Raw genomic sequence first — 23,611 nt, 5'->3', positions numbered from 1 at the left:
ACTCATGGCGGGGACGGGGGCCTAAGGCAAAAGGCCGAGTCGGAACCGGTCGATATCGGGCAGGCGTTGTGCATGCGGGATGCTGGACACCGGAGCCGCTGGCGGCTCCACTGACCGCAACGGCACGACGAGGAGGTGGGCAGCATGGCGGCACTGCGGCGGCGGGACACTGACGCAGGCCCAGAACCCGTGGTCCGCACGGGGGGCGGGGTACTGCCGGTCGGACTGGTGGATGTGGACGGGCCCTCGATGGTCCCCACGCTCTACCACGGGGACCGGGTGGTGGTGCGGTACGGGGCCCGGGTGCGGCCCGGGGCGGTGGTGCTGGTGCGCCACCCCATGCGGCAGGACCTGCTGCTGGTGAAGCGGGCCGCGGAGCTGCGGACGCGGGGCTGGTGGCTGCTGTCGGACAACCAGTTCCTGGGCAACGACAGCCGGGACTTCGGCTGCGTGCCGCACGAGCTGGTGCTCGGCCGGGTGCTGCTGCGGGTGAGCCCCAGCGTGGTCTGGCTGGCGCCGGCCAGCTGGCTGGAGAAGGCGCTCTGCCGCTGGCCGCTCGGGCGGGTGCCCTGGCTGGCGGCGCGGTTCGGGGTGTTCCGGCGGCTCAGCCCGGAGCTGTAGGACGCCCGTGGCCGCTCAGCCGGCCGCGGCGCCCTCCCGGGCCGGCTGCCCGGCCTGCTCGGCCCGCTTGCGGGCCCGGTAGGCGGCGACGTTGGCCCGGGTGGCGCAGCGGTCCGAGCAGTACCGCCGGGAGCGGTTGGTGGAGGTGTCCAGGTAGGCGTTGCGGCAGGGCGCGGCCTGGCAGATGCCGAGCCGGTCCGCGCCCAGCTCGGTCAGCTGGATGGCCAGGCCCATGCAGGCCACCGCGGCGTAGTTGGCGGTGGCGGTCGGCGCGTGGTCGGCCAGGTGCAGGTGCCAGCGCGGGCGGCCGCTGTCGTCCAGGTGGTCGTGGCCGGAGACCTGCGGGCTGACCGGGTACTCGGCCAGCAGTTCGTTCAGGAGGTCCACCCCGGCGGTCTCCCGGCCGGCCGCGGCGGCCTCGAAGACCGCGCGCAGCTTGGCCCGCAGCGCCCGCATCGGGGGCAGGTCGGCCTCGGTGGCCAGCCGGGCGGCGTCCGAGTCCGGGTTGCCGAAGAGCAGGCGCACGGCATCCGGGCCGGTCAGCGCGTCGGTGCCGCGGTCCGGCTCCTCGCTGTTGACCAGCCGGACGGCGTAGTCGGCGTACAGGGCGAGCTCCACGGGGTCCTCCGAGGGAGCGGTAATTGGTGAGTCGCCTTAAGCCTATTACGCCGTCCGGTGCGGCGGGTGGCCCGGACCCGCGGCGCGGGTCACGGCGGGCCGGTCAGGGCACCGTGAAGCCGGTCGGAGCACCGTGCAGTCGGTCAGAGCACCTTGGAGAGGAAGGCCCTGGTCCGTTCGTGCTTGGGGTCGGTCAGCACCTCGCGCGGGTGGCCGGACTCGACCACCCGGCCGCCGTCCATGAAGACCAGCGCGTCGCCGACCTCCCGGGCGAAGCCCATCTCGTGGGTCACCACGACCATGGTCATGCCCTCCTCGGCCAGCCGCCGCATCACGTCCAGCACGTCGCCGACCAGCTCCGGGTCGAGCGCCGAGGTGGGCTCGTCGAAGAGCATCAGCTTGGGCTGCATGGCCAGCGCCCGGGCGATCGCCACCCGCTGCTGCTGGCCGCCGGAGAGCTGGGCCGGGTAGCTGTCCGCCTTGTCGGCCAGCCCGACCCTGCGTAGCAGCTCCGCCGCCCGCTCCCGGGCGGAGGCCCGCGACTCGCCGCGGACCTGCACCGGCGCCTCGGCGACGTTCTGCGCCGCGGTCAGGTGCGGGAAGAGGTTGAAGTGCTGGAAGACCATGCCGATCTCGCGGCGCTGCAGCGCCACCTCGCGCTCCCGCAGCTCGTGCAGCCGGCCGCGGTGCTCCCGGTAGCCGACCAGCGCGCCGTCCACCCAGAGCCGGCCGGCGTCGTACTTCTCCAGGTGGTTGACGCAGCGCAGGAAGGTGGACTTGCCCGAGCCGGACGGGCCGACCAGCACGAACACCTGGCCGGGGTGCACCTCCAGGTCGACGCCGCGCAGCACCGGCACCGCTCCGTAGGACTTGTGCAGCGACTCGGCCCGGAGCATCGGGATCCCGCAGCCGGGGATCTTGTCGGCGGGGGCGGTCACCGGGCACCTCCGATCGGGGCGCCGGCCGGGCCGGCCGCGCCCCGCAGCAGCTTCAGCAGCCGCTGCGGCGGGGTCGGCGGCAGCACCCGGTTGGCGCCGCGGGCGAAGTGCCGCTCCAGGTAGTACTGGCCGACCGTCAGGATCGAGGTCAGCAGCAGGTACCAGAGGCTGACCACGACCAGCAGCGGGATGGTCTGGAAGGTGCGGGCGTAGACGTTCTCGCCGGCCCGCAGCAGCTCCTCCAGCGAGATCGCGGAGACCAGCGAGGTGGTCTTCAGCATCGAGATGGTCTCGTTGCCGGTCGGCGGGATGATCACCCGCATCGCCTGCGGCAGTACGATCCGGCGCAGCGTGGCCGACTGGCTCATGCCCAGCGCGTGCGCCGCCTCGGTCTGGCCGGCCGGCACCGACTGGATGCCGCCGCGGACGATCTCGGCCATGTAGGCGGCCTCGTTGAGGCCCAGGCCCAGCAGTGCGGCGGCGAACAGCGGGATCAGCTTGTTGGTGTCCACCGACCAGAAGGCGCCGCCGTCCGCCAGGCCCAACAGGCCGCCGAACGGCACGCCGACCGAGAGCCGGAGCCAGAGCGCGCCCAGGAAGTTCCAGAAGAGCAGCTGGACCAGGACCGGAGTGCCGCGGAACACCCAGATGTAGAACCAGGCGGTGGCGGAGAGCACCGGGTTGGCGGAGAGCCGCATGACGGCCAGCAGGGTGCCGCCGGCCACGCCGATCAGCATCGACAGCGCGGTGAGCTCCAGGGTGGTGCCGAGCCCGTGCAGGATCGACGGGGAGAAGAGGTAGCGGCCGACCACGTGCCACTGGAACTGCTTGTTGGTGATCAGGGCGTGCACCAGCATCAGCGCGAGGACCGCGACGACGGTGGCGCCCGCCCAGCGTCCGGGGTGGCGGACCGGGACGGCCGCGATGGTCTGCGGCCGCCCCTCCTCCGCCGTCCCCTGGTGCGGTGGGTTCACGGTGTAGCCCCGGGGTCAGCTGGTCGCGGCGTTGACGGAGGAGGTGGTCACGGCACCGGCCTGGACGCCCCACTTCTTGAGGATGTCCTGGTAGATGCCGTTGGCCATGAGCGACTGGACGGCGCCCTGGACGGCCTGGGTCAGCGCGGTGCCCTTGGGCAGCACCACGCCGTAGGGCGCGGTGTCGGTGACCGAGCCGAGGGTCTGCAGCTGGCCGTTGGTCTGCTGGACCGCGTAGTCCACCACCGGGGAGTCGGCGAGCATCGCGTCGTCGCGGCCGGAGACCAGGGCGGTGGTCACGTCGGTCTGCAGGTCGAACTTGTCGCCGTCGTTCGGGACGGTCGGCTTGCCGGCCTTCTGGCAGGCCGGGTTGATCACGTTCTTGATCTCGTCGGCCTGGGTGGTGCCGGTCTGCACGGCGACCTTCTTGCCGCACAGGTCGCTCGGGTCCACCTTGTTCGGGTTGCCCTTCTTCACGGCGGTGCCGGTGCCCGCGCTGAAGTAGGTGACCATGTCGACGCTGGCCTCGCGGTCCTTGGTGTCGGTGAAGGAGCTGAGGCTCATCTGGTACTTCTGCGCCGTCATGCCCGGGATGATCGAGTCGAAGGTGGCGTTCTGCACGTCGGCGGTCAGGCCGAGGGTCTGGGCGATCGCCTTGGCCAGGTCGACGTCCATGCCGACGATGTTCCCGCTCGCGTCCTTGAACTCGTTGGGCGCGTAGGAGGCGTCGGTGGCGACCACCAGCTTCCCGCCGGACTTGACGTCCGGTGGGAGCTGGGCGACCAGCGAGGCGACGGCGGTCGGGGTGGGTATGGACACGGTCCCGGACGCGGAACCGCCGCCGCTGCTGCTGCAGCCGGCGGCGGTGAGGGCGAGGGCCGTGGCGGTCAGGGCCGAGGCGAAGGCTGCGGCCGGTCGGGTTCGGCGCATGCGGGTGCTCAAGGGGGCCTCCGGTGGGAAGGTGAGGCGGAACAGACCGCGGTGGCGGAGAGTGGTCGGGTGGTCCACTCTCCGCCCACTGGTGCGAGAGATCTTGCCATCGCGGACCTGCCGAACGGTCGATCCGGCAGATCAAAAATGTGTAACGGAGAGGTGCAGTGCGGACATTGGGGACGGTGGAGCTGACCTCGCGTCGGCATCCGAGCCCAGGTCAGAAGCCGCCGTTCACCTCCGAGGAGGGCAGCGCGCCGCCCTGCGCGCCCCACTTGTCCAGGATGGTGCCGTAACTGCCGTCGGTGATCAGCTGGTCCAGCGTCTTCGCCAGGGCGTCCCGCAGACCGGTGTCGGCCTTGTTGACGGTGATGCCGTAGGGGCTGGTCTGCAGCATCGCGCCGGTCACCTGGAACTGGCCGCGGCTGTTGCCGGGCCGGGTGTCCCAGGTCGCCACCGGGTAGTCCTGGAGGCCGGCCGCGGCCTGGCCGGAGGCCAGCTCGGCGAGCGCCTGGTCGTCGGTGTCGAACTGGTCGACGGTCAGCTCCTTGCCGGTCTTCTGGCAGACCGCGGCCTGCCGGGCGGCGATCTCGGCCTGGATGGTGCCGCGCTGCAGGGCGACCCGGCGGCCGCACAGGTCGTCCAGGGTGACGATGCCCAGGGGATCGCCGGACCGGACCACGATCGCGGTGCCGGTGAGGAAGTAGTCGACGAAGTCGACGCCCGGGTCGGTCTGCCTGCCGTCGGCGTCCACGCCGGCCTCGCGCCGGCGGGTGTCGACCACGCCGGCCATCGCCAGGTCGAGCCGGTGCTGCTGGACGTCCGGGATCAGGGTGTCGAAGGGCTGCCCGGTGAACTGCGCCTTCAGGCCGAGCCGGCCGGCCAGCGCGTTCGCCAGGTCGATGTCCAGGCCGGCGGGGGCACCGTCGTCGTCCCGGAAGTCGACCGGGCGGTAGTTCAGCGCGGCGCCGATCCGCAGGACGCCGCTGCCGCGGACCGCCTTGGGGAGCAGGGCACGCAGTGCGGCGGGGGAGTCGGCGGGGGGCGGAGTACTGGCGCAGCCGGCCAGCAGCAGGGCGGCGGCGGTCACGCTGAGTGCGGGGCGGGCGGCTCGTCTGGGCATGGCGAAGCCGGGAGGGGTGCCGTGGTCCATGGCGGAGGAAGCTTCCTGAGGGAGGGAAGGGGGTGGGTGCGGGAGGGGACGGCGGAGGCTCCGTCCTCGCTGAATGCGGGGAGAACGGAGGATGAAGGTCCGCGTGCTGCCGGCTGCCTGGGTGTGCAGCGGGACCTCGGGTCTGCCCTGTGCGGCCGCGGCTTGAGCGATGCGCGACCGGTGTCCTACGAGGTCCGGCGTAGGGTCCTGGAGTGTGATCCTCGCATCCCGCCCTGCCGGGCCGACCGGCGGGTGTGTCAGAATTCGCTATCGGGTGATCCCCGATACCCGAACCAACAGACCCGCCGGCTCGCGACAGGGCCGGGGCGCCGAGGACCGGAAGTCGTCTCACCGCGACTCCGTAACCGCGTCGCCACCTCCCCTCCGGGGCTGTGGTTCACTCCTCCGGGTGTGCGTGAACAGTGCGTGACGAGGAATCAAGGCACCGGTGCGATGCCGTGATCCCGCCCTAGGCTCAGGCCGGTCGAAACGATCCGGCAAGCACTGAGCCGGGTCCACCGTGCGGAACACACACCCCAACACCCTCATTCGAGGGCGACTGCCGCCCGAGAGCCCTTGCACGCTGTTCGGGCACAGCGCGCCCTCGCTGATTCATGACAAAGAGGTCATCGTGGCAGCGGAGATCATTCACCCTCGTACCGAGGACACCGCGGATCCGGTCGACGCCGTGTTCGCGCTGCACCGCGGCGGCAAGATGCAGGTCGCGGCCACCGTGCCGGTGCGCGACGCGGACGACCTGTCCCTCGCCTACACCCCCGGCGTCGCCCGGGTCTGCACCGCCATCGCCGAGCAGCCCGACCTGGTGCACGAGTACACCTGGGTCGCCAACACCGTCGCGGTGGTCACCGACGGCACCGCCGTGCTCGGCCTGGGCGACATCGGCCCGGCCGCCTCGCTCCCCGTGATGGAGGGCAAGGCGATCCTGTTCAAGCAGTTCGGCGGCGTGGACGCGGTGCCGGTCGCGCTGGCCTGCACCGAGGTGGACGAGATCGTCGAGACCGTGGTGCGGATGGCCCCGTCCTTCGGCGGCGTCAACCTGGAGGACATCTCCGCGCCGCGCTGCTTCGAGATCGAGCGCCGGCTGCAGGACGCGCTGGACATCCCGGTCTTCCACGACGACCAGCACGGCACCGCGATCGTCACCACCGCGGCGCTGTGGAACGCGGCCAAGCTGACCGGCCGGGAGATCGGCTCGCTGCGGGCCGTCATCTCCGGCGCGGGCGCGGCCGGCATCGCGATCGCCAAGATGCTGGTCGCGGCCGGCATCGGCGACGTCTCGGTCTGCGACCGGCGCGGCGTGGTCCACCAGGGCCGCGAGGATCTGACCGACGTCAAGGCCGAGATCGCCGGGCTGACCAACAAGGCCGGCCTCAAGGGCTCGCTGGCCGACGCGCTGGCCGGCGCGGACGTCTTCATCGGCGTCTCCGGCGGCACCGTGCCGGAGGAGGCCGTGTCGACCATGGCCGAGGGCTGCTTCATCTTCGCGATGGCCAACCCCGACCCGGAGATCCACCCCGAGGTGGCGCACAGGTACGCCGCGGTGGTGGCCACCGGCCGCTCCGACTTCCCGAACCAGATCAACAACGTGCTGGCGTTCCCGGGCATCTTCGCGGGCGCGCTGTCGGTGCGGGCCTCCCGGATCACCGAGGGCATGAAGCTGGCCGCCGCCGAGGCGCTGGCGGGTGTGGTGGCCGGCGAGCTGACGGCGCAGAAGGTGATCCCCTCGCCGTTCGACCCGCGGGTCGCGCCGGCGGTCACCCTGGCGGTCGCCGAGGCCGCGCGGCGCGAGGGCGTGGCGCGCGCCTGATCGCGCCTGCACGCTCCGGGGGCCCGGGACACGCGGCGGAGGTCACACTCCGGCGTGGTTCCGGGCCCCGGCCGTCGGGGCTAGTGTCCGGGACATGATCGCCGCCTACGCCGCCCGCATCAGCCCCGACGACCCGCTCTCCGGCCTCGAGATCGGTGAGCTCCCCGAGCCCCAGGCCCGGCCCGGCTGGACCACGGTCACCGTCAAGGCCGCCTCGCTCAACCACCACGACCTCTGGTCGCTGCGCGGCGTGGGACTGCCCGCCGAGCGCCTGCCGATGATCCTGGGCTGCGACGCGGCCGGGATCGACGAGCACGGCAACGAGGTGGTGATCCACTCGGTGATCGGCCAGAGCGGCCACGGCGTCGGGCCGGACGAGCCGCGCTCCATCCTCACCGAGCGGTACCAGGGCACCTTCGCCCAGCAGGTCTCGGTGCCGACCTGGAACCTGCTGCCCAAGCCGGCCGAACTCTCCTTCGAGGAGGCCGCCTGCCTCCCCACCGCCTGGCTGACGGCCTACCGGATGCTCTTCACCAACGCCGGGGTGACGCCCGGCCAGACCGTCCTCGTCCAGGGCGCCGGCGGCGGCGTCGCCACCGCCCTGATCGTCCTCGGCAAGGCCGCGGGCCTGCGGGTCTGGGTGACGGGCCGCGACGAGGCCAAGCGGGCGCGCGCCTTGTCGGTGGGCGCCGACGCGGTCTTCGAGAGCGGCGCGCGCCTCCCGGAGCGGGTGCACGCGGTGATGGAGACGGTGGGCGCGGCCACCTGGTCCCACTCGGTGAAGTCGCTGCGGCCGGGCGGCACCATCGTGATCTCGGGCGCGACCTCGGGGCCGAGCCCGAAGTCGGCGGAGCTGAACCGGATCTTCTTCCTGGAACTGAAGGTCGTCGGCTCGACCATGGGCACCAAGGAGGAACTGGCGGCCCTGCTCTCGCTCTGCGCCACGACGGGCGTGCGGCCGGTGGTGGACTCCGCGTACGCGCTGGGGGATGCGCGGGAGGCGTTCGCGCGGCTGGAGAAGGGGGACGTGTTCGGGAAGCTGGTGCTGCGGCCGTAGGGGGCGCTGAGGGGCGGGGCGGGGTCGCGCCGCAGAGAAGTCGCGCCCATCGGCCCCTGCCGCCCGGCTCGTCGTTTCGCCGACGGCGAAAGCCGGTAGCTCCGTTCCGCCGATGGTGAAGGGCACTCCACCCGAGCCCCGGGCGTCACTAGCTTCGGTTCCATGACATCGGTGACGACACGCACGGTCGAGTACCCCGCCGACGGCCTGACCATGATCGGGCACCTCGCGCTCCCGCCCGGCACCGGCCCCCGGCCCGCCGTTCTGCTCGGGCCCGAGGGGCCCGGCCTCGACGACGTGCAGCGGCGACGGGCTGATGCGCTCGCCGAACTCGGTTATGTGGCACTGGCGTTCGATCTCCATGGCGGCGGGCACTGGTTCACCGATCCGCAGCAGATGCTGGACCGCGTGATGCCGCTCCTCGCCGACCCCGAGCGGCTGCGGGACATCGGGGGTGCGGCGCTCGGCGTGCTCCGGGACGAGCCGCGGGCCGACCCCGCCCGGGTCGCCGCCATCGGGTTCGGGACCGGGGGTGCGATCGCGCTGGAGCTCGGGCGGGCGGGGGCCGCGCTGCGGGTGATCGGGACGGTCAACGCCTTGACCACGGGACGGCCGGGAGAGGCGGAGCGGATTCGCTGCCCCGTGTGGGCGGGGGTGGGGTCGGAGGACCCGATCATGCCCGCCGAGCAGCGGGACGCGTTCGCCGCCGAGATGCAGGCGGCTGGCGTCGACTGGCGCCTGGTGGTCTACGGCGGAGCGCAGCACGCCTTCCACCATCCGCCGGTGGAGCAGGAGGTGGTGCCGGGGGTCGCCCACCACCCGCTGCACGCCCGGCGGGTGTGGCGCGACCTCGTGGCGCTGCTCGAGGAGTGCATGCCCATGGGAAGTCGGGCTGATCGACTTTCAGAGGGCTGAGTGGCCCACCAGGGCGGTGGGACCGGTTCGGCGTCACGCTCCCGGCAGGACAGCTGTGGGGCGACCCGGAGTCCGGGTCGCCCCACCGTGCGGCAGCGCCCGGCTCAGCCCAGCAGCCGGCGCAGCCGTTCCCCCGCCTCGCCGAGGACCGCGCGGGCCTCCGCCAGCTGGGCCGGGGTCACCGCGGTCCTGCCGTCGCGGGCCGCGTCCCGGACCTGGTCGCGGAAGCGGTCGAGGAGGCGGTCGAGTTCGCGGGCCGGGTCGGCGGCGGGGTCGGTCTCGGCCCAGCCGGGGATGTCCTGGGGGGCCGGCGGCGGGGGCGGGGCGGCGCCCCAGCGGGAGGGGTCGGCGAGGCCGGCCAGGCCCTTGGTGAGTTCGGAGATGCCCTCGCTCAGGCCGGTCGGCCAGTCGCCCGCGCCGGCGTGCTCACGGAACTGCTGCTCGACCCGCCTCTTGATCCGCAGGGCCTCCTGCTGGGCGGCCTGGCGGACCGCCTGGGACTGCTCGCGGGCCTTGCGGGCCTCCTCCTTGGCGCGCTTGGCCTGTTCCTTGGCGAGCTTCTCCTGCTCCTTGGCCCGCTTGGCCTGGGCCTTGAACTCGGCGAACTCGTCGCGGGTGCGCTGCCAGGTGGCGCCGGCCGGGTCCTCCGGCTGGCGGGCGCTGCGGGCCGCGTTGCGCAGCTCCTCGCGCAGGTCCTTGGCGGAGTCGCGGACGTCGGCGCGGATGGCGTCGGCGAGCTGGGCGACGGAGGCGTTGATCTCCAGTTCCAGCTCGGCCAGGTCGGCCTGACGGTCAGCCAGCTCCCGCCGGCCCGCCTCGGTGATCCGGTAGACCTTGCGGCCGCCCTCGGTGGAGTGCTCGACCAGGCCCTCCTGCTCCAGCTTGGCGAGCCGGGGGTAGACGGTGCCCGCGGAGGGCGCGTAGCTGCCCTGGAAGCGCTCCTCGAGCAGCCGGATCACCTCGTAGCCGTGCCGGGGCGACTCGTCGAGCAGCTTGAGGAGGTAGAGGCGCAGCCGGCCGTGGGCGAAGACGTTGCTCATGCCTGCTCCTCCTCGTCGGAGGCGGCGGCCGGACCGGAGGTCAGTTCCTTGGTCAGGCTGGGCCCGTCGTCCTCCGGCTCCGGCCGGCCGAGCACCGAGATGGCGCCGGAGACGGTGGCGACCTGGAGCTTGCCGGCGCCGGTGCCGATGGTGCCGGTGAGCTTCTTGGCGCCCCAGCTGCCGCCGACCTTCAACTCATCGAAGGCGGTGGAGAACTGGCCGTTGGTGGAGCCGGCGTCGACCGTGGTGTCGGCCGGGCGCGGCAGCCGCACCGCGACGTCGCCGTTGACGGTGTTGACCTTGATGTCGGCGGGCGCGGCGCCCGCCAGGTCCAGGGTGACGGCGCCGCCGACGGTGCCGGCCCGGACGGTGGTGGCGGTGCCGGCCACCACGGTCAGGTCGCCGGAGACCGACTTCAGCCGCAGCTCGCCGGCGACCGACTCGGCGGCCACGTCACCGGAGACGGTGGAGGCCTCGGTGCGGCCGGCCAGGCCGACCAGCGTGGTGCCGCCGGCCACGCCGTAGACGGTGGACTCGGCCTTCAGGCCGGTCAGCGTGGTCTCGGCGTTGACGGTGCCGACCTTCACCTGCGCGTCGGCCGGGACGGTCAGCGAGACCACGGCCACGGCCTCGCGCTTGCGCTTCCAGGAGGCGAACAGGTCCTTGACGGCGTCCACCGACTTCAGGCTGGGGCCGAAGTCGTTCCAGGAGAGGTTGGGGTAGGTGACCACCAGCTCCCCGTCCTCCAGGCTGACCTGCAGCGGCTCGCCCTTCAGGCCGCTGATCTCCAGCCGGCTCGGGCCCTCGGCCGCGACCACGTTGACGGCGCCGCCGATGATCCGGATCTGCGCCGACCGCACCGGCCCGTCCAGGGTGATCTGCTCGGGCTCGCTGACAGTCCACTGGCTCATTTCTGCTCCTCCCGTGCGCGGCCGCCGTCGTACGCTGGAGTGGCGACGATCCGGCAAGTCGCGATGTATCGCGTTCTCTCCAGAGACACGATATATCGCGTGGCGGTGGAGTCAAGCGGCTTCGCCCGATTCCGCCGAGCCGAATTGCGAAGGGCCCGGGAGGCGGTTGCCTCCCGGGCCCTTCGTGCCGCACGGCGGTGTCAGTCCTCGTCCTCGTCGTCCAGCCGGGCCAGCCAGGTGGCCAGCCGCTCCACGGGGACCTCGAAGTCCGGGTTGAGGTCGACGAACTCGCGCAGGCGCTCGGCCAGCCACTCGAAGGTGACCTCCTCGTCGCCGCGCCGGCTCGCCAGCTCCTCGATGCCGCGGTCGGTGAAGTACACGGTTCTGCTCCGCACGGTGCTCAGTGGTGTCGGGTGGTTACCCGGCCAGGATAGACGGGCTCGGAAGGGCTCAGTTGCTGCCCTGCCAGCTGCTCACCGAGAGCTTGACCTCGCCGGTCTGCCCGTTGGTCGACTCGATCGCCGCGATCGCGACCGTGTGCGTCGAGCGGTCCCGGATGCAGAGCAGCCGGCCCGCGGCGGCGTGGGCGAAGCTCAGGTCGGAGTCCGGGTGGGTGTCGATCGCGGTGTCGCACTGGCTGGGCGTCACCGAGGGGTCGGTGATCACCGCGTAGTCCGAGTCGTCGTCGCCGGCGGGGCCGAAGCCCGCGGCCCGGGCGCTGCCGGAGTTGTCGGAGCGCAGCTCCAGCAGCCACTTGCCGCCGGTGCCCGAGGCGACCAGCTTGCCCGCCGTCAGGTCCACCCGGTAGGCGCTCGAGGCGTACTCGGAGGCCGGGATGTCCAGCTCCACCTTGCTGATCAGCGGAGTCCAGCCGGCCGGTCCGCCGGTGGCGGAGACCCCGGCGACCGGGCTGCCGGAGGCGTTGGTGGGCGGGGCGGAGACCGCCGGGCCGCTGTCGCCCGCGGTGGTGCCCGGGGTGGTCGGGGCGATCACCACCGGCTGCTGGGCGGTGGGCGGACCGGTCGGCGCGACGCTGCTGCCCGCGTGGTCGCCGGTGCCGGTGCTGCCGGACTTGCCGTCGCCGCGGGTCAGCAGCACCGCGGTCAGCGCACCGCCGAGCGCCATCACCAGGGCGACGACGAGCAGGGTCTTCCAGGAGACGCTGCCGCGGCGGTGGGGCCGCTCGGCCGCGGTGGCGGGGGCCGGCGCGGGCGCCGCGGCCGGGGCGGGCGTCAGCCGCATGGTCGGCTGGGTCTGGGCCGGCGCCGCAGCGGGCGGCGGCAGCGGGGTGCCGGGGTACGGCGGCAGCGGAGCGGTGCCCGTCCCGGTCGCCGGCCCGGGCGCACCGGCCGGCGGCGCGGTCGGCATCGGCGGCGGCGTGCCCGGCATCCCGGAGGCCCCGGCCACGCCGGCCGCTCCGCCGGCCCCCACGGTCGGCGCGGCGGCCGGCATCGCGGGCATCGCCGGCACCGCCCGCGGCGGCGTGCGCGGCAGGTCGGAGCGCCGGGTGATCTCGGTGTTCACCGGCGACGGCAGCCAGTCGTCGGCGAACCGCAACTGCCCGCCCACCGCAGGGTGGTTGCGCGCCACCTCGATGATCTCGGCCGGCTTAGGCCGGTCCTGCGGCGCCTTCGACAGGCAGCGCAGCACCAGGTCGCGCAGGTCGGCCGGCACCCCCGAGAGCTCCGGCGGCTCGTGCACCACCCGGTAGAGCACGGCGGTCTCCGGCCCCTCGCCGAACGGCTGCACCCCGCTCGCCACGTAGGCGGTCAGCGCGCCCAGCGCGAAGACGTCGGTGGCGGGGGTGACCGCGCCGCCCTGGGCCTGCTCGGGCGCCATGAAGGCGGGCGAGCCGATCCGGTAGCCGGTCCCGGTGAGCGCGGTGGCGTCGGCGGCCCGGGCGATGCCGAAGTCGATCACCCGCGGCCCGTCCGAGGCGACCAGCACATTGGCCGGCTTGAGGTCGCGGTGCACCACGGCGACGCTGTGGATCGCCTGCAGCGCCTCGGCTATGCCGCCGAGCAGCAGCAGCACGGTGCGCACCGGCAGCGGCCCGTGCTCGCGAACCACCTGCTGCAGCGAGGGGCCGGGCACGTAGGCGGTGACCAGCCAGGGCGCCTGCGCGGTGGTGCCGGAGTCGATCACCTGGGCGGTGTAGAGGCCGTGGATCCGCTGGGCGTTGGCCACCTCCTGGCCGAACCGGCGGCGGAACTCCGGGTCCTCGGCGAACTCGGGCCGGACCACCTTGAGGGCCACCGGCCGGCCGCCGGGCGTGTAGGAGAGGTAGACCCGGCCCATCCCGCCCGAACCCAGCCGGGCGAACAACCGGTAGCCGGCCACCTCGGCCGGGTCGTCCGGCAGCAGCGGCTGGAAGACCGGGGGCAGGGGTATGGCGGGGCGCGACTCGTCAGCGGGCATGGCGCAGAGAGTAGCGCGGGGCCCGGCCTGATTTCAGGCCGGGCCCCGCACCGTTATTGACGTGATGTCAGAGGACCTCGCGTCGGATCAGTCCCGGATCGTTGCGATCGGGCACCGAGCCGTCAGATCGAGAAGACCTCGTCGAGCACGGCCTGCTGCTCCACCGCGTGGCGCTTGGCCGAGCCCACCGCCGGGGCGGAGGCGGCCGGACGGGCCACCCGGCGCAGCCGGGCCGCGCCGGCCTTGCGGCCGATCACCACGTCGAGGTGGTCGATCAGGTTCATCGCGATGAACGGCCAGGCACCCTGGTTGGCCGGCTCCTCCTGGGCCCAGACGAACTGGACCTCCTCGCCGTAGCGGGCCAGCTCCTCCTGGAGCTCCGCGATCGGCAGCGGGTAGAGCCGCTCGACCCGGACGATCGCCGTGTCGGTGATGCCGCGCTCGGCGCGGGTCGCCTCCAGGTCGTAGTAGAACTTGCCGGCGGTGATCACCACCTTGCGGACCTGCTGCGGGTCGACCGTGGTGTCGCCGAGCACCGGGCGGAACGAGCCCGAGGTGAACTCCTCCGCCGCACTCGCCGCCGCCTTGAGCCGGAGCATCGACTTCGGGGTGAAGACGACCAGCGGCTTGTGGTGCGGGTTGTGCACCTGCCAGCGCAGCAGGTGGAAGTAGTTCGACGGCGAGGTCGGCATCGCGACCGTCATGTTGTTGTCCGCGCACAGCTGCAGGAAGCGCTCCGGGCGGGCGGACGAGTGGTCCGGGCCCTGGCCCTCCATGCCGTGCGGCAGCAGCAGGGTGACGCCGGAGTGCTGGCCCCACTTCTGCTCGGCCGAGGCGATGTACTCGTCGACCACGGTCTGCGCGCCGTTGACGAAGTCGCCGAACTGCGCCTCCCACATGACCAGCGCGTTCGGGCGGGTCAGCGAGTAGCCGTACTCGAAGCCCATCGCCGCGTACTCCGACAGCAGGCTGTCGTAGACGGTGAACCGGGCCTGGTCCTCGGTCAGGTAGAGCAGCGGGGTGTAGTCCTCGCCGGTCACCCGGTCGATCAGCACCGCGTGGCGCTGGCCGAAGGTGCCGCGGCGGCTGTCCTGGCCGGCCAGCCGGACCGGGTGGCCCTCCATCAGCAGCGAGCCGATGGCGAGCATCTCGCCGGTGGCCCAGTCGATGGTGTTGTCCTCGATCGAGGCGGCCCGGCGCTGCAGCTGCGGCAGCAGGCGCGGGTGCACGGTCAGCCACTCCGGCAGGTTGGTCTGCGAGGCGGCGATCCGCTTCACCATCTCCTGCGAGATGCCGGTCTGGATGCTGACCGGGAAGTCGGCGACCGGACGGCCGGCCGGAGCCGCGCCCTGGGCGCCGGCCGCGTCGCGGACCTCGGCGAAGACCTTCTCCAGCTGGCCCTGGAAGTCCTGGAGCGCCTGCTCCGCCTCTTCCATGGTGATGTCGCCGCGACCGATCAGGCCCTCGGTGTAGAGCTTGCGCACCGAGCGCTTCTTGTCGATCAGGTCGTACATCAGCGGCTGGGTGAAGGACGGGTTGTCGGCCTCGTTGTGACCGCGGCGGCGGTAGCAGATGAGGTCGATCACGATGTCCTTGTGGAACGCCTGGCGGAACTCGAAGGCCAGTCGCGCGACGCGGACCACGGCCTCCGGGTCGTCGCCGTTCACGTGGAAGATCGGGGCCTCGATCATCCGCGCCACGTCGGTGCAGTACATCGAGGAGCGGCTGGAGGCCGGGGCGGCGGTGAAGCCGACCTGGTTGTTCACCACGATGTGCACGGTGCCGCCGGTGCGGTAGCCGCGCAGCTGCGACATGTTCAGGGTCTCCGCGACCACGCCCTGGCCGGCGAAGGCCGCGTCGCCGTGGATCTGGATCGGCAGCACCGGGAAGGTGGTGCCGCCCTGGTCCAGGATGTCCTGCTTGGCCCGGGCGATGCCCTCGACCACCGGGTCCACCGTCTCCAGGTGGGACGGGTTGGCGGCCAGCGACACCTTGATGGTCTCGCCGTCCAGGCCGGTGAAGGTGCCCTCGGAGCCCAGGTGGTACTTGACGTCGCCGGAGCCGTGCATCGACTTCGGGTCCAGGTTGCCCTCGAACTCGCCGAAGATCTTGCCGTACGGCTTGCCGACGATGTTCGCCAGCACGTTGAGACGGCCGCGGTGGGCCATGCCGATCACGGCCTCGTCCAGGCGGTGCTCGGCGGCCGCGTCGATCGTCGCGTCGAGCAGCGGGATCAGCGACTCGCCGCCCTCCAGCGAGAACCGCTTCTGGCCGACGTACTTGGTCTGCAGGAAGGTCTCGAACGCCTCGGCCGAGTTCAGCCGGCGCAGGATCCGCAGCTGCTCCTCGCGCTCCGGCTTGGTGTACGGCTTCTCCAGGCGCTCCTGCAGCCACTTGCGCTGCTTCGGGTCCTGGATGTGCATGTACTCGATGCCGACGGTGCGGCAGTAGGTGTTGCGCAGCAGGCCGAGGATGTCGCGCAGCTTCATCATCTTCTGGCCGCCGAAGCCGCCGACCGCGAACTCGCGCTCCAGGTCCCACAGGGTGAGGCCGTGCTGGACCACGTCCAGGTCGGGGTGCTTGCGCTGCTTGTACTCCAGCGGGTCGGTGTCGGCCATCAGGTGGCCGCGGACCCGGTAGGAGTGGATGAGCTCCATCACGCGGGCGGTCTTGTTGACCTCGTCCTCGTGGGTGGTGGCCACGTCGGTGGCCCAGCGGACCGGCTCGTACGGGATCCGCAGCGACTCGAAGACCTCGTCGTAGAAGCCGTGCTCGCCCAGCAGCAGCTGGTGGATCGCGCGCAGGAACTCGCCGGAGGCGGCGCCCTGGATGACCCGGTGGTCGTAGGTCGAGGTCAGCGTCATGATCTTGGAGACGCCGAGCCGGGACAGGGTCTCCTGCGAGGTGCCCTGGAACTCGGCCGGGTACTCCATCGCGCCGACGCCGAGGATGGTGCCCTGACCCTGCATCAGGCGCGGGACCGAGTGCACGGTGCCGATGCCGCCCGGGTTGGTCAGCGAGACCGTGACGCCGGTGAAGTCGTCCATGGTCAGCTTGTTGGCGCGGGCCCGGCGGACGATGTCCTCGTAGGCCTGCCAGAAGCCGAAGAAGTCCAGGGTCTCGGCCTTCTTGATGGCCGCGACGACCAGCTGCCGGTCGCCGTTCGGCTTCACCAGGTCGATCGCCAGGCCCAGGTTCACGTGGTCCGGCTTGACCAGGAAGGACTTGCCGTCCTTCACCTGGTAGCTGTGGTTCATCCCCGGGGTCGCCTTCAGCGCCTGCACCATGGCGTAGCCGATCAGGTGCGTGAAGGAGACCTTGCCGCCGCGGGCGCGCTGCAGGTGGTTGTTGATGACGATGCGGTTGTCGATCAGCAGCTTCGCCGGGACGGCGCGCACCGAGGTCGCGGTCGGGACCTCCAGCGAGGCGTCCATGTTGGTGGCGACGGCCTTCGCCGGGCCGCGCAGCGGGACCAGCTCGGGACCGGTGCTCGCGGCCGCCGGGGCGGGCGCCGGCGCGGCGGCCTTGGGGGCCGGCGGCGCGGCCGGCGGGGCTGCCAGCGGCGCGGCGGCGACAGGTGCGGGCGCCGCGGGGGCGGGCGCAGCTGCCGGAGCGGCGGCCGGGGCAGCCGCCACGGGGGCGGCAGCGGGAGCAGGGGCGGCGACGGGGGCCGGCACGGAGCCGCCCGGGGTCACGGCCTGGGTCACTGAGGTCACCTCGGTACCGGGCTTGTAGTCGGCGAAAAAGTCCCACCAGGCTCGGTCGACCGAGTTGGGGTCCTGGAGGTACTGCTGGTAGATCTCGTCGACGAGCCACTCATTGGGACCGAAGCCACTGGGCTTCTCCGCACTGCGTGGGGCCGAGCTGTTGGGGGTTTCAGGGGACTGTGGCGACACGGCGGCAACCGCCCTCTTCCGCTTCCTTTTGGGATGTTTGGACAGCGGGGATTAAGGCTACGCCCCTGACCAGTGATCGCGCAGTCCCCGGGGCCCCGGCGTCGTCCAGATCACAGTCCGCTGAGCGAGATTGGCCGGTTTTTTGCGTTAGAAGTGCGGTTTGGCGGGGAAAAGGGCCCCGTTCCGCGGGTGAGGAAATGCCCCCACATCGCATCCAAACAGGACAAATTCCTGCCTGATCGACCGGATGCGATCAGTCTTCGGCTGTCGAGCACCGAGATGTCGCAATTGTGTGACAAGGCTGGACCGGGTGGATGGTGCGTGTCGCCGGTGTGCCGTAACTAACACCGCGGGGGTCCCGGGGAGCGGCCCCCGTGACCCCCGCGCCGGGGCGGTTCAGCGCGGCTGCGGCAGCGACAGCGCGCCGCCCGGCAGCACCACCTGGATCAGGCAGCCCTGGGTGCCGTCGGCCACCGCGATCCGGCCGCCGTGCAGGTCCACCGCCCAGCGCGCGATCGCCAGGCCCAGCCCGGTGCCGCCGTCGCTGCCGGGACCGGCCGCGGTGGCGCTGCCGGACCGGCTGAACCGGTCGAAGACCCGGGTGCGGTCCTGCGCCGGGATGCCGGGACCCTGGTCCTCGACCTCCAGCAGCAGCGCCTGCTGTCCCTCGCCGGCCCGGGCCCGGACGGTCACCAGGCCGTCCGCGGGGGAGTGCTTGCAGGCGTTGTCCACCAGGTTGGCGACCACCTGGTGCAGCCGCTCCGGGTCGGCGACCGCGGTCAGGCCCTGCGGCTGCACGTCCAGGCTGAGCCGCACGTCACCGCGCCGGCTCCAGGCGCCGCCGGCGGTCGCGCCGTCCACGGTCAGCCCGCGCAGCACTCCCGCCAGGAACGGCGCCACCTCGAACTGCCGGGCGTCCAGCGGCACCACCCCGTCGTCCAGCTTGGACAGGTCGAGCAGGTGGGTGACCAGCCGGCCCAGCCGCTCGGTCTGCTCCAGCGCCGCGCCCAGGGTGGCGGAGTCGGGCGGCACCACGCCGTCCACCATGTTCTCCAGCACCGCCTGCAGCGCGGCGATCGGCGTGCGCAGCTCGTGCGAGACGTTGGCCACCAGCTCCCGCCGGTGCCGGTCGGCGGCCTCCAGATCGGCCGCCATCTGGTTGAAGGTGGCCGCCAGTTCGCCGATCTCGTCGCGGGAGGGCGCCTTGACCCGGCGGCTGTAGTCGCCGCCGGCCATCGCCCGGGCCGCCGCCGTCATCTCCCGCAGTGGCGCCGTCAGGGTGTGCGCCAGGATCTGCATGAAGAGCAGCGAGGCGATCATCGAGAAGACCAGGATCACCCGCACCTGGGTCTCGGAGCGGATCGCGATCACCATCAGGCCGGTGGCGATCGCCACCGCGATGGTGACCAGCAGGCCCAGCTTGCCCTTGATGGAGCGGGCTGGGTCGAGCGGTCGGACCGCCTGCCACGCCCTGGCCGCGAAACGGCCGGTCCGGCCGTGCCGCGCCGCGGGATCGGGCTCGGAGCTGCTGGTCGTCATCGGTGCCCTGCCCCCGGGGCCGTCCGGGCCGCCGGGTGCGCCGCGTGCGGCGCCGTCATCCCACCGGGGCTTCCAGCGCGTAGCCCACACCGTGCACGGTGCGGATCCAGGTCGCGCCGATCTTGCGCCGCAGCGCCTTCACGTGGCTGTCCACGGTGCGGGTGCCGGAGGCGTCGGTCCAGTCCCAGACCTCGGCCAGCAGCTGCTCGCGGGTGAGCACCGCGCGCGGCTGGGCGGCCAGGCAGGCCAGCAGGTCGAACTCGGTCGGCGTCAGGTGGACGTCGCCCGAGCCCAGCCGGACCCGGCGCTGCACGTGGTCGATCTCCAGCTCGCCGAACCGCAGGCTGCCCAGCGCGGGTGTGCGGGCCGCCTGCTGGGCCCGTTCGACCCGGCGCAGCAGCACGTTCACCCGGGCAGCCAGCTCGCGCATCGAGAACGGCTTGGTCATGTAGTCGTCGGCGCCCACGCCGAGGCCGACCAGCAGGTCGGTCTCGTCGTCCCGGGCGGTCAGCATCAGCACCGGCACCGGGCGCTGCGCCTGGATCCGGCGGCAGACCTCCAGACCGTCGAAGCCGGGCAGCATGATGTCGAGCACCACCAGATCGGGCTGCCAGGTGTGGAAGCCGTCGACGGCGCCGGGGCCGTCGTGCGCGACGGCCACCTTGAATCCCTCCGCGCCCAGCCGGGCCGCGATGGACTCGGCGATGGTGGGTTCGTCCTCCACCACCAGAACGCGTCGCTGTGCGATCACACCGCTCGTACCGGTGTCCTGTTGAATTTCTGTCACGGTCACGCCACCGCCCCCAGGGCCTGCGGGCCGCCATCTGTGGGAGTGGCGGGCACCGCTCGTAGTCTTGTTCCGTCGTTGTTGTTCCGTGCCGGTCGAGATCGCCCCGGGCTCCGCCGACCCGGTCGGACGACGGTTGCTGGGCCACCGTCCGACATGCACACCCTCGCAGGGTACGGACCCCGGGCGAAGCTCGACAGGCGGACCGCGGATTTCCGGGTCGAACCGGTCGTGCGCACGCCCCGGGGACCGGCACGGGGCGCTACCTTACCCGTCCATGTCGCATCACCGTAACGGTGTGTATGCGCTGACGCGCAGCCGCCCCCGGCAGCCAGGATGGATCGGGAATGGTCCGTACCAATGGCTGAACTGCCGTTACGGGCAGGCGGAAGCGTTCCTCAGACGGCTCTCACGCCTGACCCGTACCGTGGACGAAACCGGCCAGCGATGGCACGGTGTGCACGCGGAGCTAGCGTGCCGCCGAGGGCGGGCCGAGGCGGGCCCGGCGGGGCGGTACGGGACGGAGGCGGAATGGCTGAGGCACCCGGCGTCCCCGGGCGGCGCGGCGCGATGGCGCCCTATGCCGGACTGCGGCTGGGGCTGCGCTCCGGCCCGTTGGAATGGGTGCTGGACCGGATGCCCACGCCCCGGCGCAACCCGTTCGCGCTGGCCTACCTCGCGCTGCTGGCGGGCACCACGGTCTTCGCGCGGTTCGGGGACCCGGCGCTGGTCCGCCAGCTGCAGACGATGTCCAGCACCGACGGCCACCACCTGCTGCACACCCCCCTGCGCTCGCTGCTGATGAGCGGCCTCTGGGTGGCCGGGCCGGTCTGGATGCCCTACCTGTGGGGCTTCGCCTTCACGGTGGCGCCGCTGGAGCGCCGGGTCGGCTGGCGCCGGGCGGCGCTGGTCTTCTGGTCCGGGCACGTGGTCGGCACCCTGCTCTCGCAGGCGGTCGTGGCCGTGGCGGTGGCCGCCGGCAAGGCGCCGGCCGGCCTGCTGGACGAGCTGGACATCGGGGTCAGCTACGGGGTGCTGGCCAGCCTCGGCGCGCTCGCGGGCCAGTTCCGGCCCGTCGGGCGGCTGCTGGCACTGGGCGGCGGGGTGCTGCTGATCCTGCACCAGATCCAGAGCGACCAGGACCTGGTCACGATGATCGGCCACCCGACCGCGCTGCTGGTCGGGGTGGCGCTGTGGGGCGTGCTGCGGCGCCCGCCCGGCCGGTCCGGCGGGCCGCGCCGGCTGGCCGCCCGGCTGCCGCGGATGCGCAAGCCGGCGCTCGACCGGGTCTGACCCCCGGCTCCCCCGCCCCTCCGCATTCCGTGTCCGGCCGCTTGATTGATTGATCGCTCAGGGCGAACAGCGGCCGGGGAACATCTGCACCCCGCCATTCCTTAGTCAGATCGACTCAAGTTCACTGACTGGGGAGAGATCATGGCATCGACGTCCGCTCCGCTCACTCTGCCCGTGCTGCCCCTCGACGACGAGGTGGTGCTGCCCGGCATGGTGGTGCCGCTGGACCTCAAGGACACCGAGGTGCGGGCCGCCGTGGAGGCCGCCCGCTCCGCCGCGCGCACGTCGGTGGACACCGCCTCCGGCCAGGGCGGCAAGCCGCAGGTGCTGCTGGTGCCGCGGCTGGACGGCTCGTACGCGTCGGTCGGCGCGCTGGCCACCGTCGAGCAGGTCGGCCGGCTGGCCGACGGGGAGCCGGCCGCGCTGGTCCGGGCGGTCCGGCGGGTGCGGATCGGCGCCGGCACCACCGGCCCCGGCGCCGCGCTCTGGGTGGAGACCACGCCGTTCAAGGAGTCCTCGGTGGGCCTGCCGGTCGGCGGCCGGGCCGCCGAGCTGGCCAAGGAGTACAAGGCCGTCTCCACCGAGTGGCTGCGCAAGCGCGGCGCCTGGCAGATCGTCGACCGGGTGGCCGCCATCGAGGGCGTCGGCGAGCTGGCCGACAACATCGGCTACGCGCCCTTCGTCAGCGCCGAGCAGAAGCTCAAGGTGCTGCTGGAGGCCGACCAGCTGGCCCGGCTGGAGTACGCGCTGCAGCTGCTCAAGGACCACCTCGCGGAGGAGGAGGTCAACGACACCATCCGCAAGGACGTCGAAGAGGGCGTGGCCAAGCAGCAGAAGGAGTTCCTGCTCCGCCGCCAGCTGGAGGCGGTGCGCAAGGAGCTGGCCGAGCTGAACGGCGAGTCCGCCTCCGAGGAGGACGACTACCGGGCCCGGGTGGAGTCCGCCGACCTGCCGGAGAAGGTGCGCGAGGCGGCCCTCAAGGAGGTCGACAAGCTGGAGCGCTCCTCCGACCAGTCGCCCGAGGGGTCGTGGATCCGCACCTGGCTGGACACCGTGCTGGAGCTGCCCTGGAACGCGCGCAGCGAGGACGCCTACGACATCGCCGGCGCCCGCGCCGTGCTGGACGCCGACCACGCCGGCCTGTCCGACGTGAAGGACCGGATCGTCGAGTACCTGGCGGTGCGCAAGCGCCGGGCGGACCAGGGGCTGACCCTGGTCGGCGGCCGCCGCGGAGGCGCGGTGCTGGCGCTGGTCGGCCCGCCCGGGGTCGGCAAGACCTCGCTCGGCGAGAGCGTGGCCCGCGCGATGGGCCGCGACTTCGTCCGGGTCGCGCTCGGCGGCGTCCGGGACGAGGCGGAGATCCGCGGCCACCGGCGCACCTACGTCGGCGCGCTGCCCGGCCGGATCGTCCGGGCCGTCAAGGAGGCCGGCTCGATGAACCCGGTGGTGCTGCTGGACGAGATCGACAAGGTCGGCTCGGACTACCGCGGCGACCCGGCGGCCGCCCTGCTCGAGGTGCTGGACCCGGCGCAGAACCACACCTTCCGGGACCACTACCTGGAGGTCGAGCTGGACCTCTCCGACGTGGTCTTCCTGGCCACCGCCAATGTGCTGGAGGCCATCCCGGAGCCGCTGCTGGACCGGATGGAGCTGGTCCGGCTGGACGGCTACACCGAGGACGAGAAGGTCGTCATCGCCCGCGACCACCTGCTGCCCCGGCAGCTGGAGCGCGCGGGGCTGACCCCGGAGAACGTCTCGGTCGGCGAGGACGCGCTGCGCAGGCTGGCCGCCGAGTACACCCGCGAGGCCGGCGTGCGGAACCTGGAGCGGGCGGTCGCCCGGATCCTGCGCAAGGTCGCCGCGCAGAGCGAGCTGGGCGAGCGCGAGCTGCCCACCGCGATCGGCGCCGCTGACCTGCGCGGGCTGATCGGCCGGCCGCACCACACCCCGGAGGCGGCCCAGGAGCCGGCCGAGCGGCGCACCGCGGTGCCCGGCGTGGCCACCGGCCTGGCGGTCACCGGGGCGGGCGGCGACGTCCTCTACATCGAGGCCTCGCTGGCCGACGCGGAGACCGGCTCCACCGGCCTGACCCTGACCGGCCAGCTGGGCGACGTGATGAAGGAGTCCGCGCACATCGCCCTCTCCTACCTGCGCTCGCGCGGCGCGGAGCTGGAGCTGCCGGTGACCGGGCTGCGGGAGCGCGGCATCCACCTGCACGTCCCCGCCGGCGCCGTCCCCAAGGACGGCCCGAGCGCCGGCATCACCATGACCACGGCGCTGGCCTCGCTGCTCTCCGGCCGCAAGGTCCGCACCGACGTGGCGATGACCGGTGAGGTCTCGCTCACCGGCCGGGTGCTGCCGATCGGCGGGGTGAAGCAGAAGCTGCTCGCCGCGGACCGGGCCGGGATCACCACCGTGGTGATCCCCAAGCGGAACGAGCCCGACCTGGACGACGTGCCGGCCGAGGTGCTGGAGCGCCTGACCGTGCACCCGGTGTCGGACGTGCGGGAGGTGCTGGCGCTGGCCCTGGAGCCGGCCGAGGTGCTGGTGGCGGCGGCCTGACCAGGCCGTCAGTGGGCCCGGCGGACCCTTCGCGGTCCGCCGGGCCCGCCCGCTTTCCGGCCCCCGGTGCGCTACCACACCCCCAGCGTCCCCACCGGCACCGCCGCGGCGTGTCGAGGCGGGGAGTCGGG

18 protein-coding genes are annotated in these 23,611 nt (G+C 72.9%); 6 read left to right on the top strand and 12 right to left on the bottom strand.

Annotated features, from left to right (window positions below):
• Window positions 1-144: 144 nt before the first annotated feature.
• The gene (gene sodX, locus ACFYNO_RS07975; RefSeq protein WP_388007079.1) at window positions 145-621 is read left to right on the top strand and encodes a nickel-type superoxide dismutase maturation protease; all 477 of its coding nucleotides are present in this window, start codon (window positions 145-147) and stop codon (window positions 619-621) included.
• A 15-nt stretch (window positions 622-636) separates the two neighbouring features.
• Here sodX and ACFYNO_RS07970 read toward each other — a convergent pair whose 3' ends face one another.
• The 5 genes from ACFYNO_RS07970 to ACFYNO_RS07950 all read right to left on the bottom strand — a co-directional run bounded on the left by ACFYNO_RS07970 (window position 637) and on the right by ACFYNO_RS07950 (window position 5,234).
• Window positions 637-1,239, bottom strand: a complete 603-nt coding sequence (locus ACFYNO_RS07970) for a CGNR zinc finger domain-containing protein (RefSeq protein WP_388007076.1) — start codon at window positions 1,237-1,239, stop codon at window positions 637-639.
• Between the two features lie 143 nt (window positions 1,240-1,382).
• Complete coding sequence (locus tag ACFYNO_RS07965) at window positions 1,383-2,135, bottom strand: amino acid ABC transporter ATP-binding protein (protein WP_388007553.1); 753 nt, start codon at window positions 2,133-2,135, stop codon at window positions 1,383-1,385.
• Window positions 2,136-2,173: 38 nt separating this feature from the next.
• Window positions 2,174-3,151: an amino acid ABC transporter permease gene (locus ACFYNO_RS07960; protein WP_388007073.1), complete on the bottom strand. Its 978-nt coding sequence runs from the start codon at window positions 3,149-3,151 to the stop codon at window positions 2,174-2,176.
• A gap of 15 nt (window positions 3,152-3,166) precedes the next feature.
• Window positions 3,167-4,081 (bottom strand): ABC transporter substrate-binding protein, encoded by a 915-nt coding sequence (locus ACFYNO_RS07955; RefSeq protein WP_388007070.1) that lies wholly within the window; start codon window positions 4,079-4,081, stop codon window positions 3,167-3,169.
• 220 nt (window positions 4,082-4,301) lie between these two features.
• Window positions 4,302-5,234, bottom strand: coding sequence for an ABC transporter substrate-binding protein (locus tag ACFYNO_RS07950; protein ID WP_388007067.1), 933 nt, complete (start codon window positions 5,232-5,234; stop codon window positions 4,302-4,304).
• A gap of 631 nt (window positions 5,235-5,865) precedes the next feature.
• On the opposite strand from ACFYNO_RS07950, the gene ACFYNO_RS07945 reads away from it, so the two are divergent.
• The 3 genes from ACFYNO_RS07945 to ACFYNO_RS07935 all read left to right on the top strand — a co-directional run bounded on the left by ACFYNO_RS07945 (window position 5,866) and on the right by ACFYNO_RS07935 (window position 9,034).
• Window positions 5,866-7,062: an NADP-dependent malic enzyme gene (locus tag ACFYNO_RS07945; protein WP_388007064.1), complete on the top strand. Its 1,197-nt coding sequence runs from the start codon at window positions 5,866-5,868 to the stop codon at window positions 7,060-7,062.
• Window positions 7,063-7,156: 94 nt separating this feature from the next.
• Window positions 7,157-8,119, top strand: a complete 963-nt coding sequence (locus ACFYNO_RS07940) for a zinc-binding dehydrogenase (protein WP_388007061.1) — start codon at window positions 7,157-7,159, stop codon at window positions 8,117-8,119.
• Between the two features lie 162 nt (window positions 8,120-8,281).
• Window positions 8,282-9,034, top strand: a complete 753-nt coding sequence (locus ACFYNO_RS07935; protein WP_388007058.1) for a dienelactone hydrolase family protein — start codon at window positions 8,282-8,284, stop codon at window positions 9,032-9,034.
• A 104-nt stretch (window positions 9,035-9,138) separates the two neighbouring features.
• Here ACFYNO_RS07935 and ACFYNO_RS07930 read toward each other — a convergent pair whose 3' ends face one another.
• The 7 genes from ACFYNO_RS07930 to ACFYNO_RS07900 form a co-directional block, all read right to left on the bottom strand.
• Window positions 9,139-10,074 carry a helix-turn-helix transcriptional regulator gene (locus ACFYNO_RS07930; protein ID WP_388007055.1) on the bottom strand — a complete coding sequence of 312 codons (936 nt, stop codon included), beginning with the start codon at window positions 10,072-10,074 and terminating at the stop codon, window positions 9,139-9,141.
• Window positions 10,071-10,985: a DUF4097 domain-containing protein gene (locus ACFYNO_RS07925; protein ID WP_388007052.1), complete on the bottom strand. Its 915-nt coding sequence runs from the start codon at window positions 10,983-10,985 to the stop codon at window positions 10,071-10,073. Before ACFYNO_RS07925 ends, ACFYNO_RS07930 begins: the two co-directional genes overlap by 4 nt.
• Before the next feature lie 200 nt (window positions 10,986-11,185).
• Complete coding sequence (locus ACFYNO_RS07920; RefSeq protein ID WP_388007049.1) at window positions 11,186-11,380, bottom strand: DUF6104 family protein; 195 nt, start codon at window positions 11,378-11,380, stop codon at window positions 11,186-11,188.
• 55 nt (window positions 11,381-11,435) lie between these two features.
• Window positions 11,436-13,403: a protein kinase gene (locus tag ACFYNO_RS07915; protein WP_388007046.1), complete on the bottom strand. Its 1,968-nt coding sequence runs from the start codon at window positions 13,401-13,403 to the stop codon at window positions 11,436-11,438.
• A 122-nt stretch (window positions 13,404-13,525) separates the two neighbouring features.
• The gene (locus ACFYNO_RS07910; protein WP_388007043.1) at window positions 13,526-17,299 is read right to left on the bottom strand and encodes a multifunctional oxoglutarate decarboxylase/oxoglutarate dehydrogenase thiamine pyrophosphate-binding subunit/dihydrolipoyllysine-residue succinyltransferase subunit; all 3,774 of its coding nucleotides are present in this window, start codon (window positions 17,297-17,299) and stop codon (window positions 13,526-13,528) included.
• A 396-nt stretch (window positions 17,300-17,695) separates the two neighbouring features.
• Complete coding sequence (locus tag ACFYNO_RS07905; protein WP_388007040.1) at window positions 17,696-18,838, bottom strand: ATP-binding protein; 1,143 nt, start codon at window positions 18,836-18,838, stop codon at window positions 17,696-17,698.
• 55 nt (window positions 18,839-18,893) lie between these two features.
• The gene (locus ACFYNO_RS07900) at window positions 18,894-19,625 is read right to left on the bottom strand and encodes a response regulator transcription factor (protein ID WP_180356578.1); all 732 of its coding nucleotides are present in this window, start codon (window positions 19,623-19,625) and stop codon (window positions 18,894-18,896) included.
• A 531-nt stretch (window positions 19,626-20,156) separates the two neighbouring features.
• On the opposite strand from ACFYNO_RS07900, the gene ACFYNO_RS07895 reads away from it, so the two are divergent.
• A complete protein-coding gene (locus ACFYNO_RS07895; protein ID WP_388007036.1) occupies window positions 20,157-20,918 on the top strand; it encodes a rhomboid-like protein in 762 nt (253 codons plus the stop codon).
• Window positions 20,919-21,059: 141 nt separating this feature from the next.
• Window positions 21,060-23,480 carry an endopeptidase La gene (gene lon, locus ACFYNO_RS07890; RefSeq protein WP_388007033.1) on the top strand — a complete coding sequence of 807 codons (2,421 nt, stop codon included), beginning with the start codon at window positions 21,060-21,062 and terminating at the stop codon, window positions 23,478-23,480.
• Window positions 23,481-23,611: the final 131 nt, after the last annotated feature.

Origin of the sequence: Kitasatospora sp. NPDC006697 (assembly GCF_042869935.1) — a bacterium.
Taxonomy (GTDB): domain Bacteria; phylum Actinomycetota; class Actinomycetes; order Streptomycetales; family Streptomycetaceae; genus Kitasatospora.
The sequence above is the reverse complement of the archived record's forward strand: the minus strand, read 5'-3'. Positions and strand labels throughout refer to the sequence as shown.